Below are 12,872 nucleotides of genomic sequence, written 5' to 3'. Positions count from 1 at the left end.
TAGTGATTTTAGGAAATTTTGCAGAAAATGGCCTTCTAAATTTTTTTTATTGTCTTCATAACTCTTAATAAGGATAAATGGAAATATACTCTGTGTGGAGGGGGTGTTATTAACAATTGCAGTAGAGAAGCGTTGAAAAAATACACCAAATGTTACACTACATAAAAAACAAGTCAGCAAATTATCGATGTGAATTACTGACTTTCATGGAGTGGGATGTACTGGATTCGAACCAGTGACCTCATGCGTGTGAAGCATGCGCTCTGAACCAACTGAGCTAACATCCCGGTATTTCAATTTTGCCCTTGAACCAGTGACCTTCCCGACTAAGTCGGGACGCGCTGAACCAACTGAGATAACATCCCAATCTGGTATGCAAAAGTAAAAAATTAAACTTCCGGATTTTAATGTACAAATCAAATTCATGGACGATTGAACATGGACGATTTTTCATTTTTCATGTTTTCGCCCCTTCATCTTCCACAACGCTTTAAGCTTAGCATGTTTGAGGAAGTTGGAATATGCAGAGTTCCGGCAGATCAGAAAACCATAATAACCATCGAGAAAACCGAGCCTGAAAAAATAATGCCGGATGAATTTATAAGGCGGGCTGAAAAAAATGGATAAGTAAGAAGCCTTTCTTCCCCGTTCAAAGCTTCCCCTGGCCTGGATCTCTGTGAACCTGTTGATCTGGTGGATGTGATCTTCAACCGATAAATAAGTGTAATGAAGCAAATCGCCTTTCAAGTGCTTTACGGTCGAATTATCAGCCATGACAATTACATCATGCGGGTTTTTCCCTTTGACCAAGGCCTTTCTCCGGTCGAACAGCCTTATTTTCCGGTCAGGATACCAGCCACTGTGCCTGATCCATTTCCCGCAATAACTATTCAACCGGTTGAACTCATATCCGTCATGGGTCCAGTTAGCTTTTACTTCCCGGATTGAAGCACGCAGTTCATCACTTAAAGCTTCATCAGCATCTATCAATAAAATATAATCATTTGAAGCCTGGGAAATGACATAACTCTTCTGCTCAACATATCCTTCGAATGGATGACAGCTGAATTTTACGCCGTATTTCTGACAAATCTCCTCAGTTCGATCAGTTGAAAATGAATCAATTACGACGATTTCATCTGCAATTTCCTTTACCGACTGTAGACATCTTTCAATGTTAAGCTCTTCATTCAAGGTTATAATCACGGCTGAAATCTCCGGCATGATTGCTCGCTTTAGATAAAGGCCAAAGTTATTGATAAAGATGAAAAGATTGTCTTCATCTTTCTTTATTTATTCCTATCTTGTTCGTTTAAATATTTCAATCCACAATATTATGAAAACCAGGATACTTTTCGTTTCGTTGGCTTTTATCTTTCTTCTAACCAGCTGTGAAAAATCAGCGGTATCTACCGACCCTGCTGCATTTTCCGAATTTGTGAACGGATATACGATCGGGATGATTTCCAGGACAGAGCCGGTCAGGATTAAGCTGGCTGCTGCTACATCAAAATATGAAGTTGGAAAACCCTTGCCGGAAGGTATTTTTAAATTCGATCCCCCTGTTAAAGGCACAGCTTATTTGTATGCGGAAGATATGATTGAATTCAAACCTGAACCGGAATGGCCAGCAGGAAAAAATATCACCGCCTCATTCAGCCTTGCGAAAGTCCTGGAGGTCCCCAATAAATTGAGGATCTTCACTTTCGAATTTCAAACCATCAAACCTTCATTCAGCGTGTACCCCGGAAACATGATATCCACAGGGGAGAAGGAAAGAAAAATGAAAAAGATTGAAGGGAAGCTTGTTTCTGCCGATGTGATCGATATTAAGGATGTTGAAAAATTGATCAATGCTTCCTCGGATGGAGCAGATTACCCCCTGAAATGGGAAAGCGGCCCGGGATTGAATGAGTTCAGTTTTGTGATCGACAGCCTGCCGCGCAAAGATGTTTCATACCAGGTTGACCTAAAATGGAATGGAAATGCGATCGGTATCGACCTGAAAGGCAATTATACCTATGAAATACCTTCCATCAACGATTTTCTTTATGTCGGTTCAAGTGTTAGCCAGGGTGAGGAACAATATATCGACATTATGCTTTCTGACCCGGTCGACCCGTCGCAGGACCTCAGCGGGCTGATTTACCTTAAAGAAGGTGACGTGATTAGGCTCGTCCCAGACAATAATATTATCCGCCTTTACCCTGCCAACCGGCTGCAGGGATCGCGGGTCCTGATCCTGGAAAATTCGATCCGGAGCGATGCCAGGGCTAACTTGAAAGAAAGGGTGGAAGAAGAAATCTATTTCGAAGAGCTGAAGCCGGCAGCCGAATTTATCGGTAGCGGGGTTATCATGCCGGATGCGGAAGGGCTGTACCTCCCGATCAAGACCGTCAGTCTCAGAGCAGTTGACGTTATCGTTTATAAGATCTTCGAAAATAATATCCCTTACTTCCTTCAAAGTAATGATCTTGATAACGGTTACTTTTATGATTTCAAGCGGTTTGGCAGGCCAGTCTACGCAAAAACCCTGCTGGTGGATGAGGATAAATCACGTGACCTGCACCGGTGGAACATTTTTTCCCTCGACCTTTCCCCATTAATGAGCCAGGACCCTGGTGCTATTTACCGTGTAAAGCTCTATTTCCGGAAAGAGTACGCGCTTTATCGTTGCGATCCTGCACCTGATAAAGACATATCGAAATTTATCCTTGACGGAAAGCTAACGCAGGAAATTATTGATAATTGGAATACTCCCGGCTGGTACCAGGAAGACGAATGGCAGGATGATTACGATTGGCGTCAGGAAAATAATCCATGTCATAATTCATATTACAACAGTAACCGCTTCAAGGAAAAACTGATCCTGGCTTCAAAGATCGGGGTAGTAGCTAAATCCGCTGATGGAAAGCTTTTCGTGATCCATACCACGGACCTGATGCGGGCCGAACCGCTCTCTGATGTCAGTATCGAGTTGTATAATTACCAGAACCAGCTTCTTGGAAGCATCAGCTCTAATATGGACGGAATGGCAAAGATCAAGTTGGAGAATAAGCCATTTTACCTGAAAGCTTCGAAAGATAATCAAAAGACATGGCTTCGCCTTGATGATGGCTCTTCGCTTTCACTCAGCCAGTTTGACGTGGGCGGGGCGCAGGTGCAGAAAGGACTGAAAGGGATGATTTATGGCGAACGGGGCGTCTGGCGGCCGGGAGATACGCTCTTCCTGACTTTTCTCTTAGATGATCTTCAGAATCGACTTCCGCAGGGCTACCCTGTTCAGCTTGAATTATTCAATTCAAAGGGACAACTGGTTAACACCATTAAAAAGGTCGAAGGTGTTGACGGCTTTTATGCATTTAGCATCCCGACCGATCCCGAAGCGCCTACCGGGCTCTGGCGTGCCCTGGTGAAAGTAGGAGGGGCTTCATTCGAAAAAAGTATAAGGGTGGAAACCGTGAAGCCTAACCGGCTAAAGATCAAGCTGGACTTCAACCAGGAAGTTTTAAACACGTTTACCCAAAAACCGGAAGGAAGCCTTGAGGTGAAATGGCTGCACGGGGCCGTTGCACCAGGTTTAAAAACGAATATCAACCTGAGTTTCCGTAAAACCAGGACAACTTTCAAAGGCTACGAGAAGTACTCTTTCGAGAATCCTGCAAACAATTATTCAGGAGGAGAGCGCAATGTATTCGATAAAGAGCTTGATAACCAGGGTAAAGCAACATTTTCACTGGAACTTCCGGCAGGCAACAATGCCACAGGCATGATGGACGCGGTTTTTATGGTCAGGGCATTCGAAAAAGGCGGTGATTTCAGTACCGATGTATTCACGAAACAATATTCCCCCTTTAAGAATTATATCGGGATTTATGTGCCGGATGGAGGAAATTACGGCAATATGCTTGAAACGGATAAGGATCACGAGGTTGAGATTGCCAGTGTCGACTGGAAGGGGAATCCGGTATCATGCACTGGTTTAGAGGTAAAAGTATACAAAGCTCAATGGCGCTGGTGGTGGAGTTCCGGTGAAGAAAACCTGGCCTACTACATGGGAAGCCGCGATGCGGAAATTATTTACCAGGGAGAAGTCAATGCCATCAACGGGAAAGGCTCATTCAGATTCCAGGTTAAATACCCTGATTGGGGCCGGTACCTGATCGTAGTCAAGGATCCTGAGGGTGGCCACCAGTCAGGCCAGACGGTCTTTATCGACTGGCCATCCTACGTGAACCGCTCGGGACGGGTTAACCCCGCAGGCGCCACCATGCTGACCTTCAGTGCCGGTAAAGAAAAGTACAGCACCGGGGAAAAAGCTGTGATCAGTTTTCCTGCAACACCAGGAAGCAGGGCGCTTGTGAGCATTGAATCCGGAAGCAAAATATTATCGAGCCAGTGGAAAATTTGTGAAAAATCGGAAGAGACATTCGAATTTAATATCACGGAAGGAATGGCGCCAAATATCTACGTTTACCTCAGCCTGATCCAACCGCACAAGCAAACCGTAAACGATAATCCCATCCGCATGTACGGTGTTATCCCGCTGCTCATCGAAGACCCGTTGACTGTGCTGAAACCTGTCATTTCAATGCCCGGCGAGTTAAAACCCGAAGAAGATTTTACGGTGAAGGTCAGTGAAAAAGACGGGAAACCGATGACTTTCACTATTGCTATGGTTGATGAAGGCTTACTTGACCTCACCCGATTCAAAACCCCTGATCCTCATTCGATTTTCTATGCCCGGGAAGCGCTGGGAGTGAAAACATGGGATGTGTTCGACCTGGTCCTGGGCGCTTATGGGGGCAGGCTGGAAAAGGTCCTTGCCATCGGTGGCGATGAAGACGCCATCAATGCAAAAGACAAAAAAGCCCAGCGGTTTGTGCCTGTTGTGAGATACGCCGGTCCGTTCAGCCTTAAAAAGGGGGAGCAGAAAGATATTAATCTGCATATGCCCAATTACATCGGCTCGGTGAGGACGATGGTCATAGCTGGGAAAGATGGCGCATACGGACAGGCTGAGCAAACTACGCCGGTCAGGAAAGCGCTTATGGTACTGGTTACTTTGCCCAGGGTATTGGGACCGGATGAAGAGGTTGAATTGCCGGTTTCTGTCTTCGCAATGGATGAAAAAATTAAAAATGTCAGGATCGAAGTCGAATCCAATGACCTGGTCACATTAGTAGGTTCTTCCAAAGATCTGTCATTCAGCCAGATCGGTGAGCAGATGGCCTATTTTAAAATGAAGGTAAATGAAAAGACAGGTATTGGCAAGATAAAGGTGAAAGCCACTTCAGGTGCTGAAACTGCTTCACAGGAAATTGAAATCAATGTCCGCAACCCGAACCCGTTTCTCACCCAAACTGCTGATTTTGTTATCGAATCCGGTCAGTCGAATAATATTCCATATTTATTCACCGGGATGAAGGGTACAAATACTGGTAAGGTTACTTTCAGCGGCTTACCTGACTTCGACCTTGAAAAGCATATGCATTACCTGATCCGGTACCCTTATGGTTGCCTTGAACAAACGGTTTCGAGCGCATTTCCACAGCTTTATCTTGGCGAGCTGACGGATTTGAAGGGGGAACAGCAAATGGTGCTCGACCGGAATATCAGGGCAGCAATCAAAAGGATTTCCAGGATGACTTTGCCCAACGGGGGAATGAGCTACTGGCCGGGGCAGGCGGATGTGAACGGCTGGGCGACCTCCTATGCCGGTCATTTCCTTATCCTGGCAGCTAACAAAGGATATTTGCTCCCTGCCGGCCTGCTTGAGAAATGGATGGATTACCAGTACCGGACAGCAGGCAGTTACCAGGGCAGCCTGGCAGAGAGCCAGCCCTGGAATGACCTGAGCCAGGCTTACCGTTTGTATACCCTTGCACTGGGCCAAAAGCCTAACATGAGCGCAATGAACAGGATGAGGGAAGGAGGAAAGCTTTCGCCATCAACTGCCTGGATACTGGCAACTGCCTATCTCTATGCAGGCAAACCTGAAGTGGCTGAGGAAATAATTGCCGGCAGGCAGGTGGGGATAACGGATGAATATTATTATGCCGGTTATACCTATGGTTCATCATTGCGGGACCTGGCATTTACACTGGAAGCGCTTTCGATGTTGAAAAAAGATAACGAAGCCTTTCTAATCATGAAAAGAATTGCAGATGAGCTAAAAGACGGATATTACAGTACCCAGACTACGGCTTTCTGCCTCTATGCCATTGCCAGTTATGCGGGGAAAAATGCCGGCAAAGGCCTTGAGTTGGACTATATGTTGAATAAAACGAAATCAGAAACTTTAAAATCCGTGAAATCGGTTTATATGCTTGACCTGGAAGAATCAGCAGGCATGTCGGGAAATTTCCAGGTTAAAAACAACAAACCTGATACAAGGCTTTTTGTGAATGTGACACTTTCCGGCCAGCCGCTCCACGGGCTTGAAACCGAACAATCATCCAGTCTCAGAATAAGCGTCGTTTATACGGCTGATAACGGGAAAGTGCTGAATATTGATTCATTAAAGCAGGGAACTGACTTCATTGCCCAGGTGACGGTGGAACATCCGGGGGTATTGTTCTCATACACTGATATGGCTTTGAGCCAGGTTTTCCCTTCAGGCTGGGAGATCATCAACACGAGGGTGCAAGATATTGCATCGGGATTGAAGGAGGACAGCTATGTTTACCGCGACATTCGGGATGACAGGGTATACACGTTCTTTGACCTGGAAAAATATCAGAAGAAGACATTCCGTGTACGGCTCAATGCCGCTTACTCTGGAAAGTATTATCTCCCGGCGGTAAATTGCGAGGCAATGTATGAAAAGAATATCCATGCAAACACTAAGGGTCGTTGGGTTGAAGTGGTCAGGTAAAAGACTGACATGGATTGTTACAATAGTTGCCTTACTGGTAATTTTCTGGCTTTCCTTACCATCGCCGCTATTTGATGACCCTTATGCCACTGTTGTTTACGACCGGCATGGGAGGCTTCTCGGGGCCAGGATTGCCGGTGATGGACAGTGGCGCTTTCCTCCCGCAGATTCGGTTCCGGATAAATTCACGACCTGCCTGCTAAGGTTTGAAGACAGGCATTTCTACCGGCATCCCGGGTTTAACCCGGTATCGCTTGGACGGGCGCTCTGGCAGAATATCCGTGCCGGGAAGGTCGTCAGCGGAGGAAGCACCCTTACCATGCAGACGATACGTCTTTCGCGCAAAGGGAAACCGCGCACCGTTTGGGAAAAAGTGCTGGAAATATGGCTGGCCTTCAGGCTGGAGGTCTCTTATTCCAAAAACAGCATTCTCGGGATGTATGCTTCGCATGCCCCTTTCGGAGGAAATAATGTCGGCCTGGGCGCCGCTTCCTGGCGCTATTTCGGACGGCCGCCATCGGAACTCTCCTGGGCCGAAGCTGCTGTGCTGGCGGTGCTCCCCAATGCTCCTTCAGCCATCCACCCGGGAAAAAACAGGGATGTGCTCCTCAAAAAGAGGAACAGGCTGCTTAATAAACTTATGGCGGACGGGAGAATCGATGAGATCACCTGCAATCTCGCTTGTGATGAGCCGCTTCCGCAAGATCCTCTCCCGTTACCGAACAATGCCCGTCACTTTGTAGCTCGTCTAACAAAACAACAAGGCGGGGAGCAGATCATGAGCACCATCGATGCGGGCCTGCAGGAAAAAGTTTCCGCCATTGCCAGGCGGAATCAGCCCATCCTGGCGGCCAACCAGGTTTTTAACGCTGCCATTATGGTGATGGACCTGAATTCGGGGGAAGTCCTTGCTTATTTGGGAAATTCGGCCGATCAAAATGATTCCGTTCACAGTCCTGATGTGGACATTATCGTGGCTCCCCGCAGCAGTGGCAGCATATTGAAGCCTTTTCTTTATGCCGCGATGATGGATGCCGGTGAGTTGTTGCCAGGGATGCTGGTGCCGGATGTACCTTCATATTTTTCCGGATTTTCACCGAAGAATTTCAGCCAGACTTACGATGGCGCGGTTCCGGCAAGGCTTGCCCTGAGCAGGTCGCTGAACATCCCGGCAGTTTACCTGCTGAAAGAGTACGGCGTACAGCCTTTCTACGATTTACTGAAAAAGCTTGGCATGACCACCCTGAATAAGCCTGCCTCCCATTACGGCCTTTCGCTGATCCTTGGCGGGGCGGAGGCAAGCCTGTGGGATGTCTGCTCGATGTACAGCAACATGGGCCGTACTTTAAAAGGGACTCCATCCCCCGGGATGGAGTCCCCGGCCTACTCCGCCGGCGCCGCCTGGCTGACACTCCATGCCATGTGCGATGTCAACCGCCCGGAAGAAGAAGAGGGCTGGAGGGCTTTTGCATCTTCGAGGAATATTGCCTGGAAGACAGGCACCAGCTTCGGTTTCCGGGATGCCTGGTCGGTGGGGATGACTGCGGATTACCTTGTGGGCGTCTGGGTCGGCAATGCCGGTGGCGAAGGGCGGCCGGGACTTACCGGTGTATCAGCTGCTGCTCCCCTGATGTTCGAGGTTTTCAGGGTGCTTCCGGCACCCGGTCATTGGTTTCCGGAGCCTTTTGATGAACTTGAGAAAACAGAAGTTTGCAGGCAAAGTGGCTACAGGCCTTCGGTGTATTGTCCGGAGCGTGATTCTGTCACCATTTGCCTTGAAGGGCTGAAATCGATGCCATGCCCTTACCACCGACTGCTTCAGCTCGATGAAACCGGTCAGTACCGCGTGAATGCCGATTGTTATCCGTCGGAAAAGATTGTCCCGACCCCTTGGTTTATTCTTCCCCCGGCACTGGGCGCCTATTACAGGCTGAGGGATCCATTTTACAGGCCGGTGCCTCCGCTATTGAGCGGCTGCAGCGACGACCGGCAGAAACTGATGCAGTTCATCTACCCGGCGGGAGATAAAAAGATATTGATACCACATGAGCAGAATGGCAGGCTTGGAGAAGTTATCTTCGAAGCCGCCCATCAGATTCCATCAACCATCATTTACTGGCACCTGGATGACGAATACCTTGGTTTCACAAGGGATATACATAAGATGAGCCTGCAGCCACCGCAAGGAAAACATAACATTACGCTGGTGGATGAGAACGGTAACAGGCTGGTTACGGAGATTGAGGTGGTGCAATGATTGGGTGATAGGGGGATTGGGAGATTTGGAGATTTGTTGATTTGATGATTTGATGATGTTAAGATTTGACCGCTGACCGCCGACTCAAAATAAACTTATCTTTGCAAAAAACCATTCCATGCGCCTGTTCAGGATATTACTGCCGATAATACTCTTGGTGCTTTCATTCCAGGCACAATCACAGCGCGCCAAATCCGATTCCGCGGTAAGCATACCGATGTTCTATGGATTCTACGGTTACCAGTGGCCGGGGGCGGATATGGCCGAAAGGTTCGGGTCGAATTCGACCGTCGGGCCCGGATTCATGTGGAAAACCTCTTCTAACTGGCTTTTTGGCGTTGAATATAACTACCTGTTCGGGAGCAATGTCAAAAATGGTTTAAGCATCCTGAAAGGGATCATGACTTCTGAAGGAAATGTCATCAACGGTGATGGAACACCTGCTGTCGTCGCCCTCTTTGAGCGCGGACATGTTATTGGGGCCAAATTCGGGAAATTGATTCCTTTGATTAAAGCAGATAAAAATTCAGGCATTTTCTTTACTGCCGGTTTTGGATACATCACCCATAAGATCAGGATCGAAGTGGAAAACTCAAGCGCACCACAATTAAAGGGTGATTATAAAAGGGGCTACGACAGGCTGAGCGGCGGTTTAATGCTCAACCAGTCGATCGGCTTCATGTATTTCGGCCAAAATCGCTTGTTGAATTTCACGTTCTCAATTGAAGCTTTTGAAGGATGGACTAAGGGCTACAGGGATTATTATTTCGATACGATGGCGCCACCCGAAGGGAAAAGGTTTGACTTTCTCATCGGTCCAAAGATCGCCTGGATGATCCCGCTGCGCCAGCGCACATTGAAGGAATTTTATTATTATTAAGTCCCTAAGCCGATGTGGATTATCTATGACCTTATCATTCACCTGTATGGAGATGTCATCTCGGTCGCGGCGCTTTTTAATCCGAAAGCACGAAGGTGGGTGAGTGGGAGAAAGAGGATTTTCAAGGAACTGAGTTCAAAGTTCAAAGTTCAAAGTTCAAAGGGGGCTCTCGCCTGGTTTCACTGCGCTTCCCTGGGAGAGTTTGAGCAAGGCCGGCCGGTGATCGAGGCTTTCCGGAATGAGCATCCCGACTGGAAAATTCTTTTGACCTTTTTCTCCCCTTCCGGTTATGAGATCAGGAAAAATTATGATGGGGCCGATTACATCTTTTACCTTCCACTCGACAGCCCGTGGAATGCGAAGAAATTCATCCGCCTTGTGCGCCCTGCGCTGGCCGTTTTCGTGAAATATGAGTTCTGGTTCCGGTATCTCGATTTTCTTTACAGGGAAAAAATCCCCGTTTATGTGATCTCTGCCATCTTCAGGTCAAACCAGCATTTTTTCATGTGGTACGGCGGCTGGGCAAGAAAACAGCTCCTGAAAGTGACCCGGTTTTTTGTCCAGGATAATCAATCAGCAGAATTATTGCGATCTTTTGGTATCGACCAGGTAACCGTAAGCGGTGATACCCGTTTCGACCGGGTGGCATCAATTGCTGCGAAATCCCGGTCATTTCCCCTGGTAGAAAAATTTGTCGGGGATCAGCCTGTTTTTCTCGCAGGCAGCACCTGGCCGGCTGATGAAGAACTGATTATTAAATTGATCGAAATCCTGGGCGACCGGATGAAGTTTATTATCGCACCGCATGAGGTGGGGGCAGTGTGGGTGGCAACGCTGGTTGCTGCAGTTCAAAGTTCAAAGTTCAAAGTTCAAAGTTGTCGTGTGGAAGTTTTTTCTGCTCTTTCAGAAGATAATGCAATACCTTGCAATGTTCTGATCGTCGATGGAATCGGCTATCTCTCCCATTTATATCAGTACGCCACAATTGCCTACATCGGTGGCGGATTTGGAGCAGGGATCCATAATATTCTGGAGGCGGCAGCTTTCGGAAAACCGGTGATATTCGGGCCAAAATATGAGAAATTCTGCGAAGCCGTTGATCTGATCGAAACCGGGGGAGCTTTTTCCATCTGCAACCAGGAGGAGCTGAACAGACGGTCTACACAATTAATTGAAAATCGTAAATTTTACCTGGCTACGGGGGAAATTTGCAAGCGTTTTGTTGAGGAGAGGAAGGGAACTACCGGAAAAATTTTATCATTCATTTTAAAAACTACTAACCATGTCTAAGAAGATCAATAAAATCTCGCTTGACGATAATATCATCCTGCTGACCTCCGATGTGAAAAACATCGACCTGAAATACCTGAGCAAGGAAGAAATTGCCTATGCCAGCCAGGTTTTATCTGAACATAAAAAGGAAACAGTTGTTTTTGACAGGCTCGGCAAGTGGGTGCTGGTTCAATTGATCAAAGAAGAAAAAGAGGGCTATAAGCGGCTGGAGAATTGCCGCAAAGCCGGCGACAGCCTGGCAGCCAGGCTGAATGAGCTGAAAGCGAAAAGCGTTGTAGTGGTGGATGTCGATGGCAAAGGCCCGGAGACACTTGCCCTGGTGGAAGGGATTGCCCTCGGCAGCTACCAGTTTCTGAAATATAAGAGCGATAAGAAAGAGAAAGAGAATTCGCTTTCCTCGGTAGGTATACTTTCCAAATTGATAAAAGACGCGGAGATCGACAGGATGAACATTTTAACCGATTCAGTCATCCGTTGCAGGACGCTGGTCAATGAGCCAGTATCTCACCTGTCGGCCCAGGTACTGGCGAAAGAATTCCAGAAAATGGGTGAAGAAGTGGGTATAAAGGTTGAAGTGCTGAACAAAAACAAAATCGAAGCGCTGAAAATGGGCGGTCTACTGGCTGTAAACAAAGGAAGTGCTGATCCGCCGACTTTCACTATCATGGAATGGAATCCTCCGAAACCGGTCAACAAAAAGCCGGTTATCCTGGTTGGAAAAGGAGTGGTTTTCGATACGGGAGGTTTGAACTTGAAGACCGCCAATTTCATGGATAATATGAAAGATGACATGGCCGGTGCGGCCACGATGGCGACGGTTATTTATGCCATTGCCAGACTAAACCTTCCCTTACATGTGATTGGCCTGATGCCTGCCACAGATAACAGGATGGATGCCAATTCCATTGCCCCGGGCGATGTCATCAAAATGTACGACGGAACAACGGTTGAAGTGCTGAATACCGATGCTGAAGGACGGTTGATCCTGGGAGATGCGCTCAGCTACGCGAAGAAATTCAAGCCTGAACTGGTTATTGATGCGGCAACCCTTACCGGCGCTGCCAGCCGGGCAATCGGCAGATATGGCATTGTAGCCATGGAAAACCGGGCTGAAAAAGAGATGGAACTTCTTATAGAATGCGGCAAGATGGTTTACGAGCGGATCGCGGTATTCCCGTTCTGGGAAGAATACGGCGAACTGATCAAATCGGATGTGGCTGATATCAAGAACATCGGCGGCACGGATGCCGGCATGATCACGGCGGGCAAGTTCCTCGCACATTTCACCGACTACCCTTTTATCCACCTTGACATTGCCGGACCGGCTTTCATAGAAAAAAAAGACAGTTACAGGACTGCAGGGGGAACAGGGTTTGGAGTGAGGTTGCTGGTGGAGTTTCTGGAGCAAAGGGCGAAAAGATAAGTTCAAAGTTCAAAGTTGAGCCCGTTCCGAAAAGGGGCAATTTGATAAACGTTTATAATTGACGAAAAAATAAAAATAGACCAATATGGAAAACGTAAGCTGAATTTTCTTTCAAAATGTGTCCAAAAGCAAATTTTTGATA

6 protein-coding genes and 1 tRNA gene are annotated in these 12,872 nt (G+C 47.4%); 5 read left to right on the top strand and 2 right to left on the bottom strand.

The window, feature by feature from the left end:
- Window positions 1-212: 212 nt before the first annotated feature.
- Window positions 213-287: transfer RNA gene (locus M0Q51_05555), tRNA-Val, on the bottom strand.
- Window positions 288-450: 163 nt separating this feature from the next.
- Entirely contained in the window at window positions 451-1,224 is a 774-nt protein-coding gene (locus tag M0Q51_05550) for a glycosyltransferase family 2 protein (GenBank protein ID MCK9399445.1), read from the bottom strand.
- A gap of 112 nt (window positions 1,225-1,336) precedes the next feature.
- On the opposite strand from M0Q51_05550, the gene M0Q51_05545 reads away from it, so the two are divergent.
- From M0Q51_05545 to M0Q51_05525, 5 genes are all read left to right on the top strand, one after another.
- Entirely contained in the window at window positions 1,337-6,877 is a 5,541-nt protein-coding gene (locus tag M0Q51_05545; GenBank protein MCK9399444.1) for an MG2 domain-containing protein, read from the top strand.
- Entirely contained in the window at window positions 6,837-9,134 is a 2,298-nt protein-coding gene (gene pbpC / locus M0Q51_05540) for a penicillin-binding protein 1C (protein MCK9399443.1), read from the top strand. Before M0Q51_05545 ends, pbpC begins: the two co-directional genes overlap by 41 nt.
- 118 nt (window positions 9,135-9,252) lie before the next feature.
- A complete protein-coding gene (locus tag M0Q51_05535; GenBank protein ID MCK9399442.1) occupies window positions 9,253-10,014 on the top strand; it encodes a hypothetical protein in 762 nt (253 codons plus the stop codon).
- 12 nt (window positions 10,015-10,026) lie between these two features.
- Window positions 10,027-11,304 carry a 3-deoxy-D-manno-octulosonic acid transferase gene (locus tag M0Q51_05530; protein ID MCK9399441.1) on the top strand — a complete coding sequence of 426 codons (1,278 nt, stop codon included), beginning with the start codon at window positions 10,027-10,029 and terminating at the stop codon, window positions 11,302-11,304.
- Window positions 11,297-12,730: a leucyl aminopeptidase gene (locus tag M0Q51_05525; GenBank protein MCK9399440.1), complete on the top strand. Its 1,434-nt coding sequence runs from the start codon at window positions 11,297-11,299 to the stop codon at window positions 12,728-12,730. The genes M0Q51_05530 and M0Q51_05525 overlap by 8 nt, the downstream gene beginning before the upstream one ends.
- Window positions 12,731-12,872 lie beyond the last annotated feature (142 nt).

This window comes from Bacteroidales bacterium, from assembly GCA_023229505.1.
Lineage (GTDB): Bacteria > Bacteroidota > Bacteroidia > Bacteroidales > JAGOPY01 > JAGOPY01.
This window is presented reverse-complemented; position numbering and strand designations above follow the sequence as displayed.